The 26,719-nt window shown below is 41.4% G+C and carries 22 protein-coding genes and 1 pseudogene; 3 read left to right on the top strand and 20 right to left on the bottom strand.

Annotation, left to right across the window (positions count from 1 at the left end; translation table 11 throughout):
* Position 1: 1 nt before the first annotated feature.
* From F993_RS13380 to ybaK, 7 genes are all read right to left on the bottom strand, one after another.
* Entirely contained in the window at positions 2 to 1,252 is a 1,251-nt protein-coding gene (locus F993_RS13380) for an MFS transporter (RefSeq protein ID WP_004653363.1), read from the bottom strand.
* A complete protein-coding gene (locus F993_RS13385) occupies positions 1,249 to 1,620 on the bottom strand; it encodes a hypothetical protein (RefSeq protein ID WP_004653362.1) in 372 nt (123 codons plus the stop codon). The genes F993_RS13380 and F993_RS13385 overlap by 4 nt, the downstream gene beginning before the upstream one ends.
* The gene (locus F993_RS13390; protein ID WP_004653361.1) at positions 1,617 to 2,255 is read right to left on the bottom strand and encodes a GNAT family N-acetyltransferase; all 639 of its coding nucleotides are present in this window, start codon (positions 2,253 to 2,255) and stop codon (positions 1,617 to 1,619) included. The genes F993_RS13385 and F993_RS13390 overlap by 4 nt, the downstream gene beginning before the upstream one ends.
* Before the next feature lie 29 nt (positions 2,256 to 2,284).
* Complete coding sequence (locus F993_RS13395; RefSeq protein WP_004653360.1) at positions 2,285 to 4,102, bottom strand: IucA/IucC family protein; 1,818 nt, start codon at positions 4,100 to 4,102, stop codon at positions 2,285 to 2,287.
* Positions 4,099 to 5,580 carry a lysine N(6)-hydroxylase/L-ornithine N(5)-oxygenase family protein gene (locus F993_RS13400; protein ID WP_004653359.1) on the bottom strand — a complete coding sequence of 494 codons (1,482 nt, stop codon included), beginning with the start codon at positions 5,578 to 5,580 and terminating at the stop codon, positions 4,099 to 4,101. Before F993_RS13400 ends, F993_RS13395 begins: the two co-directional genes overlap by 4 nt.
* Positions 5,573 to 7,357 carry an IucA/IucC family protein gene (locus F993_RS13405; protein ID WP_004653358.1) on the bottom strand — a complete coding sequence of 595 codons (1,785 nt, stop codon included), beginning with the start codon at positions 7,355 to 7,357 and terminating at the stop codon, positions 5,573 to 5,575. Before F993_RS13405 ends, F993_RS13400 begins: the two co-directional genes overlap by 8 nt.
* A gap of 336 nt (positions 7,358 to 7,693) precedes the next feature.
* Complete coding sequence (gene ybaK, locus F993_RS13410; protein WP_004653356.1) at positions 7,694 to 8,158, bottom strand: Cys-tRNA(Pro) deacylase; 465 nt, start codon at positions 8,156 to 8,158, stop codon at positions 7,694 to 7,696.
* Between the two features lie 165 nt (positions 8,159 to 8,323).
* Between ybaK and F993_RS13415 the strand changes: the two genes are divergently transcribed.
* Positions 8,324 to 8,629: a hypothetical protein gene (locus F993_RS13415; RefSeq protein ID WP_004653355.1), complete on the top strand. Its 306-nt coding sequence runs from the start codon at positions 8,324 to 8,326 to the stop codon at positions 8,627 to 8,629.
* 195 nt (positions 8,630 to 8,824) lie between these two features.
* Positions 8,825 to 10,201 carry an ABC1 kinase family protein gene (locus F993_RS13420; protein WP_004653353.1) on the top strand — a complete coding sequence of 459 codons (1,377 nt, stop codon included), beginning with the start codon at positions 8,825 to 8,827 and terminating at the stop codon, positions 10,199 to 10,201.
* 76 nt (positions 10,202 to 10,277) lie between these two features.
* Here F993_RS13420 and pobA read toward each other — a convergent pair whose 3' ends face one another.
* The gene (gene pobA, locus F993_RS13425) at positions 10,278 to 11,489 is read right to left on the bottom strand and encodes a 4-hydroxybenzoate 3-monooxygenase (protein ID WP_004653352.1); all 1,212 of its coding nucleotides are present in this window, start codon (positions 11,487 to 11,489) and stop codon (positions 10,278 to 10,280) included.
* A gap of 139 nt (positions 11,490 to 11,628) precedes the next feature.
* Here pobA and pobR point away from each other — a divergent pair, with 139 nt between their 5' ends.
* Positions 11,629 to 12,444, top strand: a complete 816-nt coding sequence (gene pobR / locus F993_RS13430; RefSeq protein WP_004653351.1) for an IclR family transcriptional regulator PobR — start codon at positions 11,629 to 11,631, stop codon at positions 12,442 to 12,444.
* Positions 12,445 to 12,577: 133 nt separating this feature from the next.
* Here the strand turns inward: pobR and F993_RS13435 are convergent, their stop codons facing one another.
* From F993_RS13435 to F993_RS13485, 12 genes and pseudogenes are all read right to left on the bottom strand, one after another.
* On the bottom strand, positions 12,578 to 13,702 hold the full coding sequence (locus tag F993_RS13435; RefSeq protein WP_004653350.1) for an NAD(P)-dependent alcohol dehydrogenase: 1,125 nt from the start codon (positions 13,700 to 13,702) through the stop codon (positions 12,578 to 12,580).
* A 32-nt stretch (positions 13,703 to 13,734) separates the two neighbouring features.
* Complete coding sequence (locus F993_RS13440; RefSeq protein WP_004653348.1) at positions 13,735 to 15,189, bottom strand: benzaldehyde dehydrogenase; 1,455 nt, start codon at positions 15,187 to 15,189, stop codon at positions 13,735 to 13,737.
* A gap of 95 nt (positions 15,190 to 15,284) precedes the next feature.
* Entirely contained in the window at positions 15,285 to 16,157 is an 873-nt protein-coding gene (locus tag F993_RS13445) for a transporter (protein ID WP_407637367.1), read from the bottom strand.
* A 276-nt stretch (positions 16,158 to 16,433) separates the two neighbouring features.
* On the bottom strand, positions 16,434 to 18,224 hold the full coding sequence (locus tag F993_RS13450; protein WP_004653346.1) for a sigma-54-dependent Fis family transcriptional regulator: 1,791 nt from the start codon (positions 18,222 to 18,224) through the stop codon (positions 16,434 to 16,436).
* Between the two features lie 120 nt (positions 18,225 to 18,344).
* Positions 18,345 to 18,950 (bottom strand): DapH/DapD/GlmU-related protein, encoded by a 606-nt coding sequence (locus F993_RS13455; protein ID WP_004653345.1) that lies wholly within the window; start codon positions 18,948 to 18,950, stop codon positions 18,345 to 18,347.
* The gene (locus F993_RS13460) at positions 18,937 to 19,896 is read right to left on the bottom strand and encodes a PaaX family transcriptional regulator (protein ID WP_004653343.1); all 960 of its coding nucleotides are present in this window, start codon (positions 19,894 to 19,896) and stop codon (positions 18,937 to 18,939) included. The genes F993_RS13455 and F993_RS13460 overlap by 14 nt, the downstream gene beginning before the upstream one ends.
* A 62-nt stretch (positions 19,897 to 19,958) precedes the next feature.
* On the bottom strand, positions 19,959 to 21,248 hold the full coding sequence (paaK, locus tag F993_RS13465; protein WP_004653342.1) for a phenylacetate--CoA ligase PaaK: 1,290 nt from the start codon (positions 21,246 to 21,248) through the stop codon (positions 19,959 to 19,961).
* Positions 21,249 to 21,295: 47 nt separating this feature from the next.
* A pseudogene (gene pcaF, locus F993_RS0119610) lies at positions 21,296 to 22,508 on the bottom strand (3-oxoadipyl-CoA thiolase).
* Between the two features lie 12 nt (positions 22,509 to 22,520).
* Positions 22,521 to 24,059, bottom strand: a complete 1,539-nt coding sequence (locus tag F993_RS13470; protein ID WP_004653339.1) for a 3-hydroxyacyl-CoA dehydrogenase — start codon at positions 24,057 to 24,059, stop codon at positions 22,521 to 22,523.
* A 2-nt stretch (positions 24,060 to 24,061) separates the two neighbouring features.
* Positions 24,062 to 24,853: a 2-(1,2-epoxy-1,2-dihydrophenyl)acetyl-CoA isomerase PaaG gene (gene paaG / locus F993_RS13475; protein WP_004653338.1), complete on the bottom strand. Its 792-nt coding sequence runs from the start codon at positions 24,851 to 24,853 to the stop codon at positions 24,062 to 24,064.
* Positions 24,853 to 25,626, bottom strand: a complete 774-nt coding sequence (locus F993_RS13480) for an enoyl-CoA hydratase-related protein (RefSeq protein WP_004653337.1) — start codon at positions 25,624 to 25,626, stop codon at positions 24,853 to 24,855. The genes paaG and F993_RS13480 overlap by 1 nt, the downstream gene beginning before the upstream one ends.
* Positions 25,627 to 25,639: 13 nt before the next feature.
* Positions 25,640 to 26,701 (bottom strand): 2Fe-2S iron-sulfur cluster-binding protein, encoded by a 1,062-nt coding sequence (locus F993_RS13485; protein ID WP_004653336.1) that lies wholly within the window; start codon positions 26,699 to 26,701, stop codon positions 25,640 to 25,642.
* Between the last annotated feature and the right edge of the window lie 18 nt (positions 26,702 to 26,719).

The following is a 26,719-nucleotide window of genomic DNA, read 5'->3' as shown; positions in this document are numbered from 1 at the left end:
CCTAGGTGAGTTGTTCCGTTTGTTTTGCTTTGTGGATCAACACTTGGCTGAGCAAAACGCTCAACACAGATGCTGCTGCGAGAATGAGATAGAAATTTCCATAACCAAAGGCTTTGGCCAAGAAACCAGACATTGCACCGCCAATGAAATAAACTAGGAGTTCAAAACAGACCAAAATGGTGAAGTCTGTTCCAGCTTGTTCCTTAGAGCTGGTATGCATGAAATGAGCATATAAAGCGGTCATCGCGATATAACGAATCGCCAAAATAACCACAACAAATAGTCCCAATAACATCTGCCACTGATTAAACCAACTGAGTAAGACCGCGATACCCAGTAAGGCATACACCAAACTGCGTGCCCAGCCAGCCCAAATCAGTAATTGTGTTGCTGCAATTTTTTTTAACAGGAATGCGGCAGTTACTGCCGCCAATAAACCAATGCCCGCGCCAATCACAGACATCAGTACGCCAATCTCTGCCAATGACCATTTTTGATCAATCAACATTGGATTGAGCATCGCCATTGCTGGCGCTTCGACTACGCGATAACAGACAATCAAAGCCAACGCCCATAGCATCTCAGGGCGCTTAAAGGCTCGAATCAGGCTTGGTGGTTGTTTGGCAATTTTTTCTGTGTTCGATTTTTCTTTAATTTGGAAAATAGCCAACATGGTGAATGCTGTCATTGCAGCTAAACAAATTAGCGCGGTTTGCCAACCATACAATTGATACAGCCACAAAGTTGCAGCACCACCAATCATACTGCCCAGTGCCACACCAATACTTTGCGCCATGCTGCCTAATCGATATTCGGATTCAGAAAAGGTTTCAACGGTATAACCATCAATCGCAATATCTTGGGTTGCGGCAAAGGTTGAAATCCATAAACCGACAATGACAAATACACTTAGACCATAATCGAATTGAGTCAAAGCCAAGGCAACAACACCTAATACCAAGGCGATTTGGGTAAATAAAAGCCAAGTTTTGCGTTTACCAAGTGCTTTAAAATAAAAACGATCAATTAAGGGTGCCCAAAAAAACTTAAAGGCCCATGGGATATACAATAACGACAACATGCCAATCCAACGCAGATCGACCCCTTGATGGCGCAAAATCGTAGGTAAGGCAACATTGTAAAAATACAGCGGTAATGCATGTGCAAGGTACAACACCACCACCACAGATAAGCTCAGTGCAGAGACTGTTTTGCTTGGAAAATCTTGGTCAGATTTTATTTGTTGATTCATAAGTACCTCTGCATCGCCCATTGCACGGCATCGGTCTTTTCTAAACTGACAAAATAAGGAACATGCCAGGCTTTTTGTAAAGCTGGCGTGTCTAATCGAATACGATCTGCTTCATCTTGGGCAATTCGGGCAAGGCCTAAACAATATTGGTAAAAATCTTGTTTATATTGTTTGTACCATTGCCCCTGAATCACCCGATATTCTTCAGGAAATTCAGTGTTCGGCTCGGTTTGCATAATCAGCACAAAACTTCTTTTTTGTTCGAAATATTGTTGAATATGCATTAACCATTGCTCAAATTCTGCCACTGAGACATGCGCGGCAAAGCGCATGTCCAAGATGTGCATCTCATTGATAGATAGGCTCATGTAACACTCAGGATTTTGGCTGGCTGATTGGCTAGCTGTTGTTGTGACGTTCGGTAATATTCACCAAACTTGTTATAAAAAGTTTCTCTAAAACAGTAATACAACATTGCCGTTTTTTCTGGCATTGGAATTAAACGTTGAGTTTCATAGCAAAGTTCTGCAACCACAGCGGCATAGGGTTTAACGGTATGATCTGGTTCACCCACAATTTTTTTCGCTTGTGAATGTTCAAAAATATAGAAGCTGAGTAAGCGAATAGTTGGGCGCAAAAAGCCTTTACCAAACACAGATTTATCACCGAATAGCAAATGCCAACCTAGATCATTATCATCACCTTCATAATAGCGGCCTAAACGATCACGCTTACCTTCATAAATTTCGGTATAGCCCACATCTTTTCCATTCACCCCCACAATCAATAGACGTTGATGGTCATCTGCCAGCATCTTGTCGAAGTAAACCTGCAAATCCAGTTCCGACTTATTCAATTGCCACTGTGGAATGACATGTGGTTCATGCATCCATTGATGTAGCAAAGGAATATCTTGTGGGTATTGCACTTGGCGTAAGTAGTATTGTGTGCCATCTTCGTGGTATTCAAAATAATCTGGTAATTGCTGAGAAATAGTTTTCATATCGAACCTTTATAAATTTAGAAAAAGACTTAACCCGCTTTAGACTCAGCTTGTTGTGCTGACCATTCAGCCAATGTTTCAGGGCTAACTGGATTTGCAATTGGATCAAGGAAAACAGGCACAGGACGCTCTGCTTCATCGTTATAACTAGTGGTAAATAAACGAACACGGTTTAAACAAATTTTGGTGTACGTTGGGCGCAGCATGGCAAATTTTTCAGCTCGTTCAGCCAGTTCTGGATGCTGTTGGTTAAACGCAACAATGGTGTTGGAAATGGTCTGCCAGAAATCAAGTTCTGAATATTCAGGATAATCTTGTAAGAATACATTGCAGATATAACGGTAATGCACCATGAACAGTCCAGTGAAAATGAAATGACTTAAATCTGCCGCTTCATGACGTAATAACAAACCGCCTTCAGATGGCAATTGAGCCAACTCAGGGAAGTCTTCATCCACCAAATTGATGTCATCAATGAAGTCTTTTAAGACCAAGGCTTTTGGCACACCATTTTCATGTACCAACATGGTGTTTTCACCATGCGGTGAAAAAGCTAAGCCATAGCGATACAGGCAAAGCAGTAACGGACTGAGGCAAACTTGAGCAAATTGTGCTAACCATGCCAAAGGACTTAGACCAGAGGCTTGAATCAACACGCTTAGAATCGATTGACCTGAAATATCTCGGTGTAATAGCGCTGCTTGAGAAAGCACTTGCTGTGATGGATCAACATAGCGATCGACACTTTCACGCCACAAGCAACCAAACAACTCTTTAAACTGGTAAGGTGCACCTTCTATTCGGTCAAAACAGGGTTGATGAATGGTTAGGGTTGCCACTTCACCCAAGAAAATTACACCTGTTTGCTGTAAGTCTTGATCTTGCTGGTGGATTTGTTTTAACCACGCGGTTACGGCTGGCGCTGCCAGATTACGTTTTGATGGGAGTCCACGATAAACAGCGGTATTGAAAATACTGACAGGCAGTTTAATGTAATGACGTTGTAGGTTTGATGTATTGCACAATGTCCGAATAGATTGCATTGGCACATAGCTATCATGGCTAATGTTCAGCTCAATGATTTTTTGGTCGACAATTTCATTGGCATAAGTTGGAACCAGCCATTGATGCCATTGCCAAGCATGTACAGGAATCAAAAAGTAATTTTGCGGATCTAAATTCTTTTCTTTCAAAATTTGGATGAACTGTTGCAGCTCATTGGCATCAAATTCATGTTGATATAAACCACAAGCATCCCACTGCTTTGTACTACGGAACTCAGCCAAATCACGATGTACGGCCAACCATAATACTTTGACTTCTGGTGATAGCTCTGGTGCAGCACTTAAATAATCATCATAACCAAAGCCCATGCGGCCTTTGCTCATAATCAGCCAAGGGTGACCACGTAACATGCCTTCAACTTTATAGTGCGGTTCAGTCAGCACTGCTGTGCTTGGTAAACGCGCTTCATTAAATAGATGCGCTTCTGCCAACCACGTATTATTCATTTCCTTAATCAAATACGCTTTGGTGAATGGCTTTACATTTGCCTTGTCAGACATTGCGACGATAAACTCATGTAAATTCCAAGCAGGCTGATCAATGTGCTGACCATTGCTTACATCGCGTACTGAGCCTTCCTGAATATTCCAGTGTCCAAGTAAATATGGGTGGCCTTGGAATTCATAATGACGATTGCCTAAATCTAACTGATAACGTCCAGCTGACAAGGCTTTAACTTCAATAATTTCTTCATATAGAAACTCTGCAATCGCCATTTCAATGAGACGCTGTCCAGCGGCACGCCATTGCTGCTGATTAATTTTTAAAGTTGCAAAGTTCATATCAATTTCTCATAAGTTGAATGTACAGACACAGTTTGTGTACGTGTATTTGCACAACGACTACCTGCATGCGTGGTAATCGTGCTCTGTTCTGTTTTCTTTAAAATAGAGTGGTTTTGGCTCACCGCTTTTTCAGAAACACCCTCGACTGAAAGCGCCTGATCATCTGCCATTTGGATTTTAGGATTCTGAGCGAGCTCAAAATGCTGGAAGGTCTGCGCCTGCTGATCGAGTTCATAAAGCGGCTCGCCAAGCAATTGATTGATAATTGTCGCTGCACGATATGCACCAAGCCCTAAGTCTGGTGTACCAACCCCATGGCTATGCATTTCCTGATTCTGGACAAAAATATGCCCATTTAGACGATGTACAACACGATAGTCTTCAGTGATTTGCCAACGCTGTTTATGATCAAATTCAATATAAGGTTTCAGCCACTGCATAAAACCAAAATCAGGGGTAAAGTAACCTGTTGCAGCAACCAGGAAGTCACAATCTAAATGGAAAGCCTGTGTCGTGGCACGATGTTGAAAATACAGTCGAATTTTTTGCGTATCTAATACTTCGGCGTCTTTCAAATCACATTGGCTATGTAAATGTGTCTGCAAACTTTGACCCGCAATGCTACGGTGATAAAGTTTTTGATAGATTTCACGAATGGTCTTTGCACTAATACCCTTGTATAACAAGGACTGCTGCTGCAATTGTTGCTCTTTCTTTTCAGTTGGCAAAGCATAAAAATGCTGTGCATAGTCCGGGCTAAAATGTTCCAGTCCCAATGGTGCATATTCCATCGGGAAGAAGCCCTGAGAACGCGTAAACCAGTGTAAGTCAAACTGATGATTAGCTGTACCTTGCTGATCATCAAACAGATCAATAAAGACTTCGGCTGCGGATTGACCTGAACCAAGGACCACCACATCGCCGTGTAAATCTGTATCGGCATGCGTCATATATTGCGCAGAATGTAGACATTTTTGTGGTTGCTGTTGCTGTACTTTGGCCAAACATTCAGGCAAGTAAGGCACATTGCCGCTGCCGATGATCAGATGACGGCATAAATAACTGTGCTGAACACCCTCCGATTCCACCACGACTTTAAAGCCAATGGTTTGAGGTTCGATCTTCAAAACACGCGATTGGTATTCAATACAATCCAGTTGTTCTGCAACCCATTGGCAGTAATGGTTATACTCACAACGTGGAATATGCGGCTGCTCTAAAAAGTAAAACTTATATAAACGTTGCTGATGGCGCAGATAATTTAAAAAGCTAAATGGGCTAGTTGGATCAACCATGGACACCAGATCAGCCATAAACGGCACTTGTAATACCGTATTGGGTAACTGCATCCCTGCATGCCAATCAAACTGAGCTTTCTGTTCGAAAATTGCGTAGTTCAATGTGCTTTTATTATGCAGCAAGCTAGCCAGACTTAGATTAAATGGTCCTAGACCAATTCCAATAAAATCAAGCATAACTGACATCCTTCTGTGAAATACGCAGTGGATTTGGCAGTTCTACATAGACAGATTGGTTCTCGACAGGCGCAATCAGCTCATCTAATTCATGTAATCGTGTGAGTAAATTACCTTTATAAGGCAGCGTTGAATTAAACAATAATCCCTGTAATAAGCTACTGTCTGGATATTGCTGCAATTGCTCCTGCAAGAAACTTGTTAGATGCCCCAGTAATTCATCTTCAGTAATATAGCCTGTTGCGCCAATCGCATTGATAATGCCAAACAAGGTATTGCCAAAGAAATAATAGCTAAAACGTTCATCCACGAAATCTTTAGGCCCAACGGCAAATGCTTTTTCTTTCAGCTCAGGCAGCGCTTGCAAAATTTCAGTGGCAAACTCTTCGATATAATAAAAACCTTGGTTATCACGTAACCATAAGGTTTTAGGAAAATGATTTTCTAATTCCAAAAGCACATTTTGCTGATGTGATTCAAAGGCCATGCCATGGCGATGATATAGATACATCAACGGTTGCAAACTAACTTCAAGGAAACGATTAAACCAATCCAGAGCAATTTCTGAGAAATCGGTTTCGTGATGTGCTTTTGCAATTTTTGCAAATAAAGCATTAAAACGATTTAGAGGTTTATTTGGATGATCCTGACATAGGGATGCAATACAAGTGACTTGCTGTTGAGGATGGAATGGCTGATCGCGGAAAATACAGATACTTTCATTCACCACCTCATCATCAATTTTCAAAGCAATCCATGCTGGATCATTTACTGCTTTTAAGCTTGGGCACTGCTTTAAAATATTCTGACCAAATTCACTGTGCCATAGACGATGAGTGAGCTCACCACGGTGGCATTCTTTGGCTAAATTGACTCGAATAGAGTTGGTGATCATCACCGAAAGTGATGGTTTTACCATCCACGGCGCATTAAAACTCGCCAGTGTTCGGATCGAAGTGGTTGGAGAAAATTGCCAGCCTCGTAAGCCTACATCAATTAACTGCCCCGTTTGTTTTAAACGTTCAAACCAAGGCTTACTTTGCAAATAGCGGGCTTGCCAAGGATGTAATGGGAGTAATTTATATGCTGTGTGAGTCTTGAGCAGATTGAGATCATTTTCCGACAAATACCACTGTAACGCTGTTTTTAATTGAGCTGAAATACTTTCATCCGTAGCGCCGCCTTCTGAAATATAGTCCTGATGCACCAGCCAATAATGTAGTTGCGTCTTGCCTTTATGTTCAGGTGAAAACTTTAACCAGTCTTCATGTACAAAACCTGTTCTACTTTTCGGCGCTGGATGCATGCTATGCCCTAGAATCAGTGCCTGTTCGGTTTCAATAAAATTCTGGCCTGCTTTTACCAAGTCGTCGAAATCAGCTTCGCGCTGCGCTAAAAACTGTTGTAATGCATCACGGCTCTGAATCCACTTTTCCAACAAAGAAGCTGCATCTAATGGAATAGAGGACTCAAAAACCAATTCCTCAAGCAATAGACCGACGATTGCAACTGCACTGAATGGTTTGATTTGTCCATGGAGAATAATTTGTGGAAGATCTGCTAAACGATGTCGCCCGACTCGACTGACATAAGATAAAGGGAAATTACATTGGGCTTGAATAGAATGGATAGGGATTGATAACAGCGTCAAACCTTGGCTAAACGCTTGTTGTTGTGGACTTTGCTGACTGTTATCTAGCAAGTGACCTTTGCCAGTTTCTTGCGTATATGCATTGACGAAATGTTGCATCGCCAACCGATTGGCAAGTGATTGCATCTGACGGTATCCTCTTTCAAGAGAGTTAATTTGTTTTTCGAAATGTTTTAGGCCTGAAACACATCTTAAGCACAAGGGAGTTTACGATTAAGATGAAACTAATGATAATTATTATCATTTGCTATTTCAATTCCATAAGAGAACCTGAAAAATATGATCTAATCTATTGAATTAATTTGTTTTAGATATTAATTTAGCTTAATAAAGATACAAAAAGATAATAATAATTCTCATTAAATAAAATGATAAATTTTCAATTGCTGATTGCTTTTGTAGATTTAAAAATTTTAAATATAACAAATGTTTATAAAAACATTGCCTGTAAAGGTTATTTTTCTAGTCTAAAACATCAAAAAAATCAGCACCAAGCAATCTTGCTAGATCCTGTGGGTCAAGACCAATATCCAACCCTCTTTTCCCACCGCTGACATAAATTTTTTTGAATGTTATCGCCGTCGCATCAATAACCGTCTTCAGACGCTTCTTTTGTCCTAATGGACTAATTCCCCCTACCAGATAACCGGTCAAGCGCTCAGCATCTTTAGGATTGGCCATTTGTAGTTTTTTACACCCAACTGCTGATGCCACTTTTTTTAGATTGAGTTGATGGTGCACAGGTAGAATCGCAATGAAATAATTCTTTTCGTCGGTTACCATCAAGGTTTTAAAAACTTCTTCTACCTTTAAGTTAAGTTTTTCTGCAGCTTCTAGCCCAAAACTTTTTGCATTCACATCATGTTCATATTCATGAATAGAAAATTGTATTTTATTTTTTTCCAATAATTTACAAGCAGGTGTCATAACAGTTCAGTATTTTTGTTTAAGGTTAGTCATATGATAAGTGTAGCATTTTTAAATAAAGGTTTAAATTTGCTTAGGCTATTTTTGATATAAATCTATTCTTGATAAATGCCCTAGCAACCTCATATATTGGCTAACGGTGAAATAAACAGGCTCAATGATTTTATGAGTTATAAGCATAATAATTTGATGGCGATGCGTCAGAATTATTGGGATGATGAATCATCCAGCACGGTACAAGCTGAAAAACAATTTCTCAGAGAGATGCTTGTTAAAGAAGGTATTTTCAAAAATGCGACTTTAGACGACACCAAGTATTTTTTCTTTACACTTCCCAGTATTATTATTGTCAAAGCTTATGCGGTCGGCTTTCATCACAGTCAGGTTAAACGAATGTTAGTACAACATATCCATAGCAACCGAGCGGCGTTAATGCGAAAGTCTTCACTCAAAATTCAGTTTAAAATTTAGGACAGATGTATAGTAAAGATATCGTAAATGTAAAATATTTACTTAGGCTATTTAAGAGTAGCTGATCTTATTGCACAAATTTAGACTGATAATTCAAGAGATTGAACTATTTTAATACGTTCAAAAGCGGTAATATCCGTTACAATTCAAGTCTCGGCTTTCAACCCTCCGATTTCAGCATAGGACTTTTCTTTCATGTCAGATCAGAACGATAAGCTTAAGAATCTAAAAACCTCATCGGTGGATCGTCGCTTATCTATTGCAAAAGCTTCTCTACTTGCTGGAACACGCTGGGCGACTGCAAGTGCAACTTCCCTATTTTCTAGTGAAGAAGAAAAAGAGAAGAAACGTAAAAAAGCCATGGCTGAACAAGCACACTATTTAGTTTCTGAAATTGGGAAATTAAAAGGTTCAATCGTTAAGATTGGACAAATGATGGCGCTATATGGCGAGCATTTCTTACCAGAAGAAATCACACAGGCGTTAAATACCCTCAACAACCAAACCGTTGCCTTGGCTTGGCCTGCAATTAAAACACACTTACAAGATCAACTTGGCTCAAAACTCGATGAGCTGACGATTGATCATGAACCGATTGGAACAGCATCACTTGCTCAAGTACATCGTGCTACGCGTAAGTCGGATGGTTTAGAGTTAGTACTTAAAATCCAGTATCCTGGTGTTGCTGAAGCCATTGATTCGGACATGAATCTGTTTAAGAACATGCTGAAACTGACACGTATGGTGCCTCAAACCCGTGAGTTTGATCAGTGGTTCGATGAAGTTCGTGAGATGATGCATCGTGAAGTCGATTATGGCATTGAGGCGGCAACTACACGTCGTTTTGCTGAACGTTTGAAAGATGATCAGCGTTATGTGGTGCCAGAAATCATTGAGGAATTTTGCTCTGAAAAAGTGTTATGCATGACCTTCGAGCGTGGCGTACCTGTCAATAGTCCAGTGATGCTTTCCCTGCCTCAAGAGCGTCGCAACCAATTAGGCGAAGCTTCTCTAGAAATTGCTGTGCGTGAGCTATTTGAATGGGGTGAAATGCAGACCGACCCGAACTTTGGCAACTACTTGGTTCGCTTAGGTAATGGCGATGATGTTAAAGATAAAATTGTTTTACTCGACTTCGGTGCGATTCGACAATTCGACAATAACTTGCTCACAGTTGCCCGCAATCTGATCCATGCTGGTTATGACCACGATAAAGATGCCATGGTCAAAGCCATGACAGGTTATGAGTTCTTTGATGCCATGCCAGAAAGTGTTAAACCTGGTATGGCGGATGTCTTCCTGATCGCAACAGAAGCATTTAGCTGTCCAAGTAACAATCCTGATATGCCAGACGGTATTATGGATAATCAAAATCGCTATGACTGGAAAAAAAGTCAATTGCATAATCGTGTGATGCAACAGGCTGGTCAATCGATGGCTTCACGCTATTTCTCGGTTCCACCAAAAGAGTTTATGTTCATTAGCCGTAAATTTATTGGTGCGTATACCTTTATGACCGTGATTGATGCGAAGACCAATGTTCGTAAAATGATTCCGCAGTTTGCTGAATAAATTGCTCAATTGAGTATCTAAAAACAGCTGTTCAATTTTTTCGAACAGCTGTTTTTATTTACTTTACAGAACCGACTTAGACACGAACTTCTTCAATACTATTTTTTATTTCATAAGGCAAACCGACATAATTTTCTGCCAAGGTCGTCTTACCCGCCGTAGAGCCAAGAATATAGCTGAGTTCAGCTTGTTTAATCTTATGTTCAAACTCACTTTCTGTTTCAAAGCGATGCAATAAGTGGGTCATCCACCAAGAAAAACGCTCAGCCTTCCAGACCCGTTGTAAACATTTTTCTGAATATTCCTGAATACCCTGATCTGAACCTTCGACATAATATTGAATCAATGCATTTGAAAGATAAGCAATATCAGAGGCTGCCAGATTCAGCCCTTTTGCGCCCGTTGGTGGAACAATATGTGCCGCATCACCTGCTAAAAACAATTTTCCGAATCGCATAGGTTCGGTCACAAAACTACGTAGTGGCGCAATACTTTTTTCGATTGATGGTCCTATTACCAACTTTTCTCGGCTTTCAGCATCTAAGCGCAATTTGAGCTCTTCCCAAAATCTCTCATCTGACCAATCTTGAACTCGATCATTGAGCGGGACTTGCAAGTAATAACGGCTACGTGTTTCTGAACGCATACTACATAAAGCAAAACCACGTTCTGATTGGACGTAAATCAATTCATCCGCAACGGGAGGCACATCGGCTAATATGCCTAACCAGCCAAATGGATACACTTTTTCATAAGTCTTGATTTTATCCTGAGGCACACTGGCTCGGCATATTCCATGGTAGCCATCACAACCTGCAATGAAATCACATTCGATCTGGATCGTTTTACCTTGGTATTCAAATTGCACTTTAGGTGTTTGATAAAAATCGCTGACCTTTACATTGTGTGCTTCATAAAATGATTTAAGTTGTGCAGTTAGGCGAGCGGCCATTAAATCTTTGGTCACTTCTGTTTGACCATACACTGTGACTTGCTTTCCACCAGTCAGAGCAGATAAATCAACGCGGTGCTTCTGTCCATTGGTGAGTATCTCAATACCTGAATGCGGCAATCCTTTCTCTTTTAGATGTTGATCTACACCAGCCTGTTGGAGTAAATCAACCGATACTTGTTCCAAGATGCCAGCACGTATCCGCGAAGCCACGTACTCAGCGCTACGTTGTTCAATAATAATATGCTCAATACCTGCTTTATATAAAAGCTGGCCAAGTAGCAATCCAGCTGGACCCGCACCAATAATCGCAACCTGCGTTGTTAAAAGTTCCATGACATCTTCCTTGTGATCTCCTGTCTTTTAACTTACTGCTTTTAAGTTTTGTGCACGATATAGCCAAGTCGAAAAGAACCGTTTATCATTTCATTTGTCCGAATATCGGACAAAACATCTCAATAACAGGAATGGATACATGGTTAAGGTTGATGCTGTGTTAGAGCACCCCAGTTCACATGAACAGATTCGTCAGGAAGATTATATTGCAGGTTTAGCAAAGGGTTTGACTTTACTGGAGGCTTTTGGGGTTGATCGACAACGTTTAAATGTTACTCAAGTGGCTGAACGGACTGGAATTAGCCGAACAGCAGCACGGCGTTATCTTAAAACCTTAAAATACTTAGGCTATTTAGACACAGATGAACATTATTATTGGCTGACTCATCGTGTGTTACGTTTCTCAAGTTCTTATTTAAGTTCAGCACATCTACCTAAAATTGCCCAATCCTTCCTTAATCTTTTATCTGCACAAACCTCATTAACCTTTTCCTTGGTGGTCTTAGATGATAACGAGGTGGTACCGATAGCCCGTAGTTATCTGCCTCAACAAGATCATCTCAGGGTGAACCCTTATGGCATGCATTTAGGCAATCGCCTACCTGCACACGCAACTTCAACAGGTAAAGTCTTATTGGCTGCCCAATCAGAGACAGCTCAACACGACTGGGTGAAAAGGTTCGGTTTAAGACGTTTAACCCCTTTTACAATAACGGATAAAAGCAATTTTTTTGAGGTGCTGAAAGATATTTCACAAGCAGATTATTGTCTTTCTAAAGAAGAACATGAACTCGGTGTCATCGCAATTGCCGTACCTGTGATCAATGCCCAAGGAAAAGCGATTGCCGCTCTAAACTGCATGTCACAGACCAATCGCGTACAAGAGGATTATTTAGTGCAACAAATTTTACCGCTACTACGCAACACTGCCAATGAACTGCGTAATGTGATTTAAAAATATGGCACTTTAAATGCTAAAAGCACTGAATCATTTTTTATTATTTTCAAATTGCCCCTGAACCTTCAGAGGCAAATGTAATAATTAAAATCGAATAACATACTTTTTATCACGATGACAACACTTTAAATTATGCAATTTTGATAATTGGCTTCAGTGTTATACCCGCATGGCTATCACTTGCCGCTTGGTTCATCTCTTCAAAAGTATAGAACTTTACCAATTTATCAAAAGGAAATTTGCCCTGTAAGAATAACTCAACTAATTCAGGAATAAATTTCTTCGGTGCACCACTTCCTTCGACCACACCCAGAATTGTTTTTCCTCCCAGTAGCAAATCATTCACATCAAATTGAGCTAAGGTTCCCAATGGTGGTGCCCCAACAACCGCAATTTTGCCTAAAATCCCTAATGCATCAATCCCAAGTTTCAATATCTCAGGACGACCCGTAGATTCTAGCGCAAAATTTGCCCCGCCTTGGGTAATCTCTTGGATTACAGCAACTGGATCTTGAATTTTGCTATTAATTACATGGGTTGCGCCTAATTCTGAGGCCAAGCGTAAACGTGAGTCCACAACATCCACAGCAATAATAGTCGAAGCTCCACAGATTTTTGCAGCCAATAATGCACTTAGACCAACGGCGCCTGCACCCCATGTGATAAAGCAACTAGCTGGGCTTACCTTAAGCGCATTCATCACTGCACCCGCACCTGTCTGTATCCCACATCCTAAAGGACCCAATAACTCAATTGGCGCGTCTTTAGAGACTTTAATTGCATTATTTTCTCGGCTCAATGCATAGGTCGCGAAAGACGACTGCGAAAAAAAATGATCATGTACAATCTGATGATCATGTGTGCAAATTGCATTATTTCCTTGTATATCAGCACCACCAAAGTTTCGGCTGAAAAACTCAGCACAATAGGCTGGATTTCCAGTATTACATTGCGTGCATTTGCCACAATAACCATAACTGAGTACGACATGATCTCCTATTTGCAAATCTGTTACATTTGGACCAATCGCTTCAATAATCCCAGAACCTTCGTGCCCCAGTACTGCAGGTAATGGCACAGGATAATATTGATCACGTACTATTAAATCGGTATGACACATGCCTGTCGCAATGATTTTAACCAACACCTCATCATTCTTAGGCTGTCGGATTTGCAATGGCTGTAGTTCAAAATCTGCACCCTTAGACTCTGTCACTGCCGCAATAATTTCTTTATAAACCGTTGTATTTTCCATTATGACTTCCCGTCCCTAATCATTAATACAAATTAAAATGGATAATGTGGCGCTTGCGTTTGAATGGTCAGCCATTGCCATTGGGTAAACTCATCCGCATTTGCAGGTCCACCAATCCGTGTGCCATTGCCTGATGCACCAAAGCCACCAAAAGGATTCACCGTTTCATCATTCACGGTTTGATCATTGATATGCAATAAACCTACATTCAGTTGCTGACCAAGCTGCATGCCGCGCCCAACACTGGCGGTAATAATGCCCGCTGAAAGTCCATAGTCACCATCATTTGCAAGTTCAATGGCCTGTTCATCCGTGCTAAAAGGAATCAGTACGGCAACAGGACCAAAAATTTCCTCAGCAAAAATTGAATTGTCCTGTTTGACATCAGCTAAGACCGTTGGTTCAAAGAAAACACCATTGGCCTGTCCACCAATTTCCAGTTTAGCGCCATGCGCAATTGCATCATTGACCAACTGCTCAACCCGTTGCGATTGCTTGGCATTAATCAAGGGGCCAATCGTGACATCCGCATTCAAAGGATTTCCCACCACAAATTTTTTGACCTTTTCAATCACACGTTGTTTGACTTGCGGATAGATCTTTTCCTGAATCAAGATTTTTCCAGACGTCATACAGATTTGACCTGAATGCAAAAAAGCACCCCACGCGATATTCTCTGCCGCAAGCTCAATATCAGCATCGTCCAGAATAATCAGCGAGTTTTTACCGCCTAACTCAAGCGATACTTTTTTCAGTGTTTTAGCCGCATTTGCACCCACAATACGACCTACATGTGTTGAACCGGTAAATTGAATACTGGCAATATTTTTATCCAAGGTCAGTGCTTCACCCACTTCAGCACCACCAGGCAATACATGTAGCAGTCCTTGTGGTAAACCCGCCAATTCAAAAATACGGGCAATTGCATAACCGCTACAGACTGCCGTGCGTTCATCAGGCTTCAAGACCACCGCATTTCCAAGCGCTAAGGCTGGCGCAACCGCACGTAGCGCAAGATACAACGGAAAATTAAAGGGTGAAATCACACCGACCACACCTAAAGGCACTCGCTTAGCCAAACTCAATTTACCTGCGGCTGTTGGCAATAATATGCCCTGATCAGCTGCGGGTAATGCAGTACAATGTTTGAGCACTTGAATAGCAATGTTCACTTCAAAACCAGCTTTTAACGGTAGTGAACCACTTTCTTTGACCAGCCACTCGATAATTTCAGCCTGATGCTCCGTTAGGATCTGAACTGCGCGCTCAAAAACCACCTGACGTTCTTGATAACTGAGCACCCACCATTGCTTTTGTGCAATCTTGGCTTGCTGAGCTGCATCGACCACATCGGATGTATCTGCATATCCAATCTGCCCTAAGGACTCACCAGTCGCAACTTCAACCACTTGATAAACGTTTTCGGCGGATTGCCATGTACCACGAAATAATTTTTGATCCCAAATTTCTTTTGTTAAAATAGACATATGAACCTCGTTGTGTTTACTTAAATAAGTACATTTATTTTTGAGCTAATTGACAGCCTAAAATCACACCTACAATTTCTTACCATTATTTCTGATTAAAAAATGTAGAAAAGTCTTAGATTTAAGCCTAAATCTTTTTTAAACCCACTTTCTACTTGTGTATCAGAAATGACTTGAGCACTAATCTGCGTTTTCGGGTTAATCATCTGCTGATATTCCAGACGTAGCTGTTGCTTTTTCATATCTTGATGAAGATTAATACCATCTAAAGACTGATTTCCCCCATAGTTTGCAGCATAACCAAATGCCACTCTTTGCAGCTGATTAAGGTCATAGCGGAGATTAACCTGAGTTTGATAACTCGTATCTTGTTCCAGTGTCTGGTTACCATTACCCGCTTCGTCGTTGTCACCATACCAGATTGCATCCTGATAGAACTCAAATGCAAGCTTGTTATAGATAGGCTGTACCCAAGCCATTTGCAGATCAAATTTAAATCGGTTTTCTCCCAGATTAACAGCATCATATTTATTATATTTACCAATTGGTAAATAAATAAATGGTGTTAATGCAAGATAACGCCCAGATAAACCTTTTTCTGGTTGATTGATCAGCCAGAATGCTGAAGCAATAATTGGATCAGCAAAACCAGATGCATCATTTAAATCATGTCCAGCAATATGGGTATTTCTCACTGATCCAACTGGAATGATAATTTGTGGTGTTGCACGCATACCTGCAATATCGGTGTAATGAATAAATCGTGCAATCCCAATATCTGATCTTGACTTTGCTTTAGTCTTGTTTCCATCTTGATAATATCCATCCATTTCACCGTGTTGGTAATAAAAAACTCCGACATTACTACCCTTAGGCAAAGCGGTATAATCTCCAACATTGACATCTACTGCATAAGCATGATGAATTAAAAAACCGCTGAATAATAAAATGACTGTATTTTTTCTCATGTAATTCATAAAGTGATCCTTATCTTTTCATTGTCCTTTTAAGCCACGTCAACAATTCAAAATTGATGAATCTAGCTGTCCTATGCGAGTTGGTGAAATATGCAAGTCTCCAAACTAGCTACAACAGAATTGCAGCAAACATGCCAAAAAAATAAATCAATAGAATCATGAGATTGAGATTTATAGATGAGAAAAGATGTCCATAATCTGGACATATAAAAAAAGCGGCTGTCCAGATTATGGACAACCGCTTTTTTGACCAAAAGAATAGAAAAATTAACTATCCAGATATTTATAAACTGTAGTTCTTGATATTTTTAAGCGTTTAGCTGTTTTGGCAATATTACCTTTTTCTTCATTCAAAACCTGCATAATCAACTGTTTAGTTAGGATATTTAGATCAATGTTAGCAGAAAATGTACTTCGTTCACTTGCCTGAGATGTAAGCACATCGAGATCTGGTAATGGTAGCTTATCCAAGATTTCAGTTTCGTTGAATACTGCTGCAAGCTTTACGACATGCATCAATTCACGAATATTACCTGGCCATGCATACGTATTAAATTGTTGTTCAACCTGAGATGACCAGTTGAATATCCCAAACTGATGAAGTATCGAGTGAAATATGCTGTGTCGATCAGTCCTAGAACGTAACGGTTCCAGATGAACCTCAAAACCTCGAATACGGTAATACAGATCGCTACGAAACGCCTGCTGTTCTATCTTTCCAGTTAAATCTTGGTGAGTTGCACATAATAATTTAAACGCAGAACGAATTGGTCTACGTCCACCAACCCGATAAAATTGTTGATCTTGTAATACTCTGAGTATTTTGACTTGTAAATGTAAAGGGAGATCGCCAATTTCATCCAAGAATAAAATTCCTTGATCAGCCAATTCGATCAGTCCTTTTTCACCCTGTTTTTTAGCTCCAGTAAATGCCCCACCTTCATAACCAAATAATTCTGCTTCCAGTAAATGCTCTGGAATTGCACCACAGTTAATTGAAATAAAAGGTAGATTAGCATTTAATTTTTTATGTAATTGCTGAGCAAAATGATCTTTTCCAGTTCCAGTTTCACCTGTAATGAGAACAGGTATCTCGGCTTGTAAGGCTTTCAACGCTTGATCTAATTTTGTATTAACCTTTGGGATGTTGTTACACGAAGGAATAACAAAAGTTTTTAACTTGGCATAAAAAAATGCATGGTCGATACTTTGAATCAGAAAAAAATCTTTTGCATGATTTGAAGATAGATGACTACAGCTCAAAAATTCAGAAATATTCTTATACCGCAAAAATTCAATAGAACAATTCAGTAATTTCAGTGCCATCTGATTGGCTTTTATAATTTGGTCCTGCTCATCTAACACAATTAATCCTGTGTAGGCATTATCAAGTAAATCCTGAGAATGCTGAAAATGTAATAAGCGATGATTTGGTTGAAGTGTAGAGAATATGGTTTTATTTTCTAATATATAACTCTGATATAACAAATGTCTGAGCCAGTTACTTGCCAATAGTCCTTGTCTCGATGTGATGTCAAATGCCCCAATTACATCACCCATTCCATTAAATACGGGGACAGAAGCACAGGAAAAGCCAGAGAATTCATTCAAATAATGCTGATGACCCGTCATGATCATTGGTTGTTTCGACATTACACTACAGGTCGGCGCAATTGCTCCAAAAACGGACGGATCAATAACACGTCCTATTTGTAAAAAATGATATTGGTGATCTAAATTTGGGTTGTGCTTCTCTGCAATAATCTTGGAATTTGAATTGATCAGAAAGACGCTTACATCCTGCTGACCAAACAAACGCCATATGTCACTTAATACTGGTTCTGCAAGTCGAGCCAACCATTCATCTTCGAATGACAAACTTTCTAAAGGAAACTCTTTTAAGGCCGTTAATTTGAAATCAGGGCTCAAACCCGCTTGCCGAGATTGTTCCCATGCTTGCACAATGGGAGTATGTTCTTCCAGAATGTGGGGAAACTCTCCAGTATTATAAAAATGATGCTTGATATTTTCCCAAGAAAATTTAGATAAACCATCCATGAGCATATCCAAAATAAAAGAGTCATTCACCATAATACATGGGTTGCTTTAGAGATGAAATAACAACACGATAATGTAGTCGATAAGCAAAATCGTTTTGAAAATTACTAGATACGGATCTTATGATACGCTTGTTGGTTTAATCTGATGATCTGACTGAAAATCTTGATAGGTCTTACGTTCAGGTGAATTTTCCACTAAAGGCAGGACTTCTGTCATGCTGTTTAAACAACGCTGTGCTAATTGGATATATTCTTGGGTCCCATTAATTTTCCAAGCGCGTTCTTGTTCTGTTAAATCTCGCACAACTTTTGCAGGGCTTCCGATTGCCAGTACATTGGCAGGAATCACATCTTTGGTTTTGACTAAACTATTTGCACCAATCATGCTATTTTCGCCAATCTCAGCATAATCCAGAATCACACTATTCATACCAATCAAGACATTTTTACCAATACGGCAACCATGCAAAATCGCAGCATGACCAATATGTCCCATTTCTTCAATCAAGGTGATACTTTGCGGAAAGCCATGAATGGTACAACTGTCCTGTACATTGGCATTTGCTTGGATATGAATACGACCAAAGTCCGCGCGCAATGAAGCAAAAGGACCAATATAAACCCCAGCTTCAATAATCACATCACCAATTAAAACTGCCGTAGGATGGACAAATGCACTGGGGTGAACCACAGGAATCACCCCATCAATGCTATAGCAAGGCATGACTCAATCTCTCATTACTTTGGGTTAAGCCGCCAAAACGACGCCAGAAAGGTGCTGTTGCATTCGGCATTGGCCCTTCGGATGTTGCCGCAACCGATAAGAAATAGTCATCAGCCGCTTCAAAGACTTTTTTGTAAATGTTCATGGATAATGTACGGGCATTGACTGCAGGCCAGTCCGCCGATAATAGCTCCAATGGCAAAGCAGGATCTTTGAGTAAAATACGGCGATAGTAATGAATCAATAAGGTCCGAATCTGAAAAGCTTGAAGCGGTTCAATACTTTCGTCCTCCTGCATCAAAATTACGCCAATTTCTCTAAACATCTCTAAGAATTGTAGATAGCGTTGACGTAACTCATCAATCGGCCAATTGGTTTCTAACATACGACCAATGGTGTCCGTTGAGTTATTAAACAGCTGTAAGGTCTCTGCCTTAAACACCACCACCTGTTCACTCATATTTACATCAATCAACAGCTTTTGTAGCTGCAAGCGGTTTGAACCTGGATAAGCCATCAGATTGGTAGAAATATTAGCAAAGCCCAACCATTCCAGTTCTTTCTTTAAAAAAGCCTTATTGTCTGTATCCAGACTCGACATTAAAATAAGATCCCAAGAATGATCCCACTCTTTCATCTGATCATTATAAATCCGTTGCTCAGCCTGCAAATATTTGGAACGACTGGCATCGGTAATGCGGTAGAAACTGGTTCTGCCAATTTTATCTGAACCAAGCCAATCACTTTTAACCAAACGAAAAACAGAAGTTCGTACAGCACGATCATTAAAATCAAACAGTTCCATTAACTGGATCAAACTGGCAAGACTGATATTTCCGCCTCGATGTAACACTGAATCACCAAAAATGGTCGAAATCAATGAGGTCCCACTTAAGGGTTCATTCTGAATAATTGAATCAATAATTTGCTGTAACTTTGCACTCATACTTTTATCTTGGCATTTAGATTCAGGGTATAGAGGATACTATACCCTGAATGATCATAATGTTAAGCAATCTGACGCATATCAATGACGCGTTTTGCTTTACCTTCACTCCGCGGTAAGGTCAATTCATTGACCACTTCCACCGTGACTGAAATCCCAATCATGGTTTTAATCCGCTGCATCAACTGCTGAGCCAGTTGCTGCGCCTGCTTGTCACAGTTATGGCACATTTCGGTACGGATATGCAAAGTATCCATATGACCTTTCTTTGCCACAAGAATTTCATAATTCGGCACCAGACTTGGTACTTGTAAAATCTGTTCTTCGATCTGGGTCGGGAATACATTGACGCCACGAATAATCAGCATATCGTCACTACGCCCTACGATCTTATCCATACGGCGCATGGCTAGGTTCTGTCCAGCCAATAAACGGGTTAAATCGCGGGTACGATAGCGGATAATCGGCAAACCTTCTTTAGTAATGGTGGTGAATACCAGTTCACCCAATTCACCATCTTTACACACTTCTCCGGTTTCAGGATGAATGATCTCAGGATAAAAATGATCTTCCCAAATGGTCAGTCCTTCGCCTTCACCCAGACACTGCATCGCAACCCCTGGCCCCATAATCTCCGACAAGCCATAAATATCCAGTGCTTTAATATTTAAACGTTCTTCGATTTCACGACGTAACTCATTAGTCCAAGGCTCAGCACCAAAAATACCGACTTTTAAAGAGGTATTACGGGCACTGCCTAATTGCTGCTCAAGTTTTTCAATAATGCTGACACAATATGATGGCGTGACCATAATTGCCGTGGGTTTAAAGTCCTGAATCAGTTGCACCTGTTTTTCGGTTTGACCACCTGACATTGGAATCACGGTTGCACCTAAGCGTTCAGCGCCATAATGTGCGCCTAAACCACCTGTAAACAGACCATAACCATAGGCGACCTGAATCATATCTTTGGCACTTAGACCTGCCATACGCAAGCAACGCGCTACGATATCCGACCATGTATGGATATCTTTTTGGGTATAGCCAACGACGGTTGGTTTCCCTGTGGTGCCTGAAGAAGCATGTAAACGAACAATCTGCTCCTGTGGCACTGCAAACATACCAAAGGGATAGTTCTCTCTTAAATCCTGTTTGGTGGTAAATGGAAACTTGGCGAGATCATCCAAGTTAACGAAATCATCAGGATGCACACCAGCATCGTCAAACTTTTTCTTATAGACAGGGCTATTGGCATAAACATATGTCAATGTGTCTTTTAAGCGTTTGGTTTGCAGCGCTCGTAACTCCGCAAGCGTCATTTTTTCTACATCTTGTGTTATCAGGCTATCCACTGCCATCTCTCCTATGTCGTTATATTATTCGAACCGTTTCAATTGCTTTAAGCTAAATTTTCTAAGATCAGGGCAACACCTTGCCCGACACCGACACACATGGTACACAGTGCATATTTTCCTTGGCGTCTTTTCAATTCTCGGGTCGCAGTCATCACCAAACGCGTCCCACTCATCCCCAATGGATGGCCCAATGCAATTGCACCACCATTCGGGTTGACACGAGCATCATCATCCTTGAGACCTAACTCACGCATACAGGCCAATGACTGTGCTGCAAAAGCTTCATTCAGCTCAATCACATCCATTTGATCTAAACTAAGACCCGTTTGTTTTAATAGTTTTTGTACCGCAGGCACTGGGCCAATGCCCATATATTTCGGTTCAACCCCAGCACTGGCAATCGCGACCACACGGGCCAATGGGGTTAAACCGTGGGTATCGGCAAACTGACGATTGGTCAGCAACACACAAGCCGAACCATCATTCACTCCCGAAGCATTACCTGCCGTCACCGAGCCACCTTCTTTACGGAACGGTGCTTTCAATTTTGCAAGGCTATCTAAACTAGTATCCGCACGTGGATGCTCATCCTGTTAAAAAGACAGTAACATTCTTTTTACGATCGACCAGCTCAACGGGCAAGATTTCATCTGTAAAAAAACCATTTCGTTGCGCCACTGCCACTTTTTGTTGACTACGAATCGCAAACTCATCCTGATCCTGTCGGCTAATCTGGTATTTCTCAGCCACATTTTCAGCGGTTTCAGGCATGCTGTCCGTCCCATAGTCGGCTTTCATTTTTTTATTGATGAAACGCCAGCCAATGGTGGTATCAAAAATTTCAGGGCTACGACCAAAAGCCTCGGTTGGCTTGGCTTGAACAAAAGGTGCCCGACTCATCGACTCGACCCCTCCTGCCAATACAAATTGTGATTCACCCGATTTAATCGAACGTGCCGCCAATCCGACAGCATCTAAACCAGATGCACATAAACGGTTCACCGTCATTGCAGGAACTGCCTCAGGTAAACCCGCCAATAAGGTTGCCATACGTGCCACATTACGGTTATCTTCGCCCGCTTGATTGGCACAGCCCAAATAGACTTCATCTAAATCTTGCCAAGGTAGATGCGCATGTTTTTCTTTTAAATGTTTGATTGGCAATGCCGCAAGATCATCAGTACGCACCGAACTCAATGACCCTGCATAACGTCCAATTGGGGTACGAATAAAATCACAAATTAAAACGTCTTCCATGATCGCTCCTGCTTATGCACATTCTGTTAAAGTTTTTGAATGGTCGGTAGTTACACTTTGCTGCTTTGCCACGTATTGCTTGAGATAAAGACTTGCACGATATTTTTCTTCGCCATAGATGGCATATAAATTGTTAAGCGTTGCCAAGACGTATTCAGCGCCCAATTGCATCATCCATTGATACGGTCCTTTAGGATAATTGACACCATATCTCATGGCATTATCAATATCTTCCATAGTGGCAATCCCATGCAGACTGGCCTCACAGGCTTCATTGACCAACAAGACAATGGTACGTAAAGTTAACAGTGCGGGATGATCGCTGATCCAAACAACCTTGATCTGTTGTTGAGCAAAAAACGCTTCGATTTTTGCTAGATCTTCAGCTTGGCAAAGATGATTATGGCTCAGTACTACGGCTTGCGCTTGCGCGAAATCATGGTGCCAATCCATCAAGATGGTTTTTCGACTTAAATACTGTAAATTGGCAGATTCACCCTGACTTAAACGTAGATCAATATCATCAATTTGAATGATATTTTCATTGCTTGTTAAAGCACGACTTAAGCCTAGACGTTCTAATAAATTCGGACATTGAGCCCATGTACCTTTGACTTGAACATCAGCATAAAAAGACGGCTTAGTAATGAGCTGAGGCTGAAAAGTCGCATACTGATTTTTTTCATCATAGCGATAAAAACCTTGTCTAGACTTGCGCCCCCAAGCACCCGCATCCACCAGTTCCTTTTGTATCAGACTCGGGCGATAGCGCGGCTCATAAAAGAAAGCCTCATAAACACTTTGAGTGACTGAAAAATTCACATCCTGTCCAATTAAATCGGTCAGTTCACACGGTCCCATCGCAAAACCACCACACTGCTTTAAGGCATAGTCCAGTTGCTCATAGGTTGTGACCTGTTCTTGCAACGCCCGAAACGCTTCTGCATAAAATGGACGGGCAATTCGATTCACGATAAAGCCTGGTGTTGATTTGGTCAGAACTGGGATTTTTTTCCAAGCCAGCATCAAGGCTTTTAAAGCCCGACATAATCCTGCTGGTGTTTTTAGGCCTTGCACAATCTCGACCAGTTTCATCACTGGTGCAGGATTAAAGAAATGCAGTCCAACCACACGTTCAGGATATGGAACAGCAGACGCAATTGCTGTCACTGAAATAGATGAGGTATTGCTGGCAAAAATAGTTTGGTCATTACAAATCGCCGCTAGCTGCTTAAACAAAGCCTGCTTCACTTCCAACTTTTCAACTACAGCTTCTATGACTAAATCAACATTTGCCAATGCCTCGATTTGATCAGCAATGGTCAAACGTGAAAGTGCTTGCTGTGCCTGCTCAGAGGTCAGCTTGCCTTTTTCTGTTAACTTCGCGAAGGTCTGATGTAATCCATCAACTGCCTGCTTGGTCTTTTCACGATCGAGATCGTAGAGAACAGTCGAATGACCATTCATAATCGCCAATTGGGCAATCCCAATTCCCATGGTGCCTGAGCCAATCACGGCGATTTTGGCATGGGATAAATCGAAACTGATCATGCTTAACGCCCCTGAAAATTTGGCTCGCGTTTATTCATAAAGGCTTGAACCCCTTCACGATAATCTTCCGAACGCCCAGCAATACGTTGAAAATCTCGTTCTAAATGCATCTGTTCATCAAAACTATGATTACTGGATTGATGAAGGGCTTTTTTAATCAGTGACAGACCAAAAGTCGGTTGCTTGGCTAAACGTTCAGCCAGTTCTGTAACCTTGGATTTCAATTCGCTATCTTCAGCCACATCCCAAATCATGCCCCATTCTTTGGCAGTTTCAGCAGGCAATTTATCACCCAGCAACACCAGCCCCATAGCACGCGCATGGCCTACAGCACGTGGCAAGAACCAAGTTCCACCTGAGTCAGGTACTAAACCTAAACGACAGAAAGCCTGTACAAAGTTGGCAGATTTGGCTGCAATCACCAGATCACAGGCCAAGGCAATATTGGCACCTGCCCCTGCAGCTACTCCGTTCACCGCACAAATCACGGGCTTCGGCATATTCACAAGGGTTCTAATCAATGGGTTATAGTAGGTTTCAATCGAGTAACCTAAATCAGGCGCCGCAGCGTTTGGATCAACCACACGATCCCCCAAATCCTGTCCTGCACAGAAACCACGACCTTCGCCACTGATCACGATGCAGCGAACCTCTTGTTTCTTGCTCCAAAGATTCAGAATCTCGGCGACCTCACGGTGCATCTCCACATTAAAGCTATTCAATGCTTGAGGGCGGTTAAAGGTTAAATAGCCCACTGCATTTTTTTCTTCCACGATAATATTTTTATAGTCCATCACTCACCTCTAAAGATTGGTTTTCTTTTTTCAAAGAATGCATGAATGCCTTCGTTTCGATCTTTGGTTGCTGCCAACCAGACAAAATTTTGTCGTTCTAATTTCAGTCCCTGACTCAATGTGGTTTCATGAATACTTTTGATTGATTGTTTGATCACTCGAATTGCCAAAGGCGCTTGTTTGGCAATTTTGCTTGCCAACTGGACTGCATATTCCACTGTCAGTGCTGTTGGCACCACTTCACTACAAATCCCATATTGCTGCGCTTGCTTGGCTGAAATCATTTCCCCTGTCATTGCCCAGCGCATGGTCAGTTGCTGGCCCACCAGACGTGCCAGACGTTGGGTACCACCCGCACCAGGTAACATACCTAGACCAATCTCAGGCAAAGCAAATTTGGCATTGTCACCACAAATCACCATGTCTGAATGCAACACCAGCTCAAAGCCCGCGCCCAAGGCATAACCATTCACAGCAGCGATGATGGGTTTAGTAAAACTGTCGATCTGCTGCCATAGCTTTGGACGGATATCGAGCTGTAAAGCTACGGCATCCATTTCTGCCAATTCGCTCAGGTCTGCACCCGCAGCAAAGCAATTGCGATTGCCTGTCAGCACAACCGCTTTCACGGCAGGATTCTGTTCTGCTTGTTCCAGCAGATCAGATAGACACTGTAAAGTGGCATTATTTAAAGCATTACGTTTCTCTAGACGGTTTAAGCTGAGTAGCATGACCCCATCTATTGGCGTTTCAACCTGAATCAAGGTTTGCATGGCTATCTCACCTCTACTCATCAAAACTCAAACGCACATTCGCGCCTTTCGGTAAAGTCTGGCAGCTCAGCACATAACCTTTTTCCACCTCATCATCTTCAAGGCTATAGTTCAGGAACATATCCACCTCACCTGAAAGCACCTTGCAGCGACAAGTGGCACAGACGCCACCTTTACAGGCATAAGGCAAATCTGCGCCTGCACGTAAAGCAGCATCCAGAATACTTTCGTCCTCTTGCCCCACAGCAACGATCAACTCTCGTCCATCCAACACAATATTGACTTTTTCTTCTTTACGGTTGACATCGCTTTCCGCAGAACGTTTGCGCACATGCCCCGTGTTAAAGCGTTCCGTGTGAATCTTATCTTTAGTCACACCATACACAGGAAAAAGGCGTTCGACCGTGTCCATCATTTCATCTGGACCACAGGCAAATACATGGTCAAAGTTGGGTTCTAATACCTCATGTTCAAATAATTGCTTCAGCTTGTTTTCATCGATACGGCCATTCAGTAACTCACTGTCATTGAACTCGCGTGAGAAAATATTGATGAGCTGAAAACGTTCTTTAAACTGGTCTTTCAGGTCCATAATCTGCTCGGAAAACATGGTCTGTTTCCACGAACGATTGCCATACAACAAAGTAAAATTTGCCGATGCTTGCTCAAACAACACCTGTTTGATGATGGAAAGAATCGGGGTAATGCCACTTCCAGCAGCAATACCTAAATAAGCTTGCCCACCTGTTCTAGCTGCTTTCTGAAAAAACACGCCCTGTGGTGGCATCACGTCCAGTACATCACCGACTTTTAAATGTTCATTGGCCCAATGGGAAAATTGGCCCTGATCAATCTTTTTCACCGCAATACTGATATCTTCTTTTGGCGCATAGCTACAGATCGAATAGCAACGGCGAATTTCACCCGCTTCGGTTAAATGGCGAATCGTCAGATGTTGGCCCGGCTGAAATTGGAACTGTTGCTGTTGTTCAGGGACCAGATCAAAAGCAATACAAATTGCCTGATCGGTCTGAGGTGTAATTGTTTTTACTTTTAATGGAATAAATTGGCTCATGGCTGATTTCCTTATCCA

The sequence above is a fragment of the Acinetobacter proteolyticus genome (assembly GCF_000367945.1).
Classification (GTDB): Bacteria; Pseudomonadota; Gammaproteobacteria; order Pseudomonadales; family Moraxellaceae; genus Acinetobacter; species Acinetobacter proteolyticus.
Note: the sequence above shows the minus strand (reverse complement) of the source record. Positions and strands in the feature narration are given on the sequence as shown.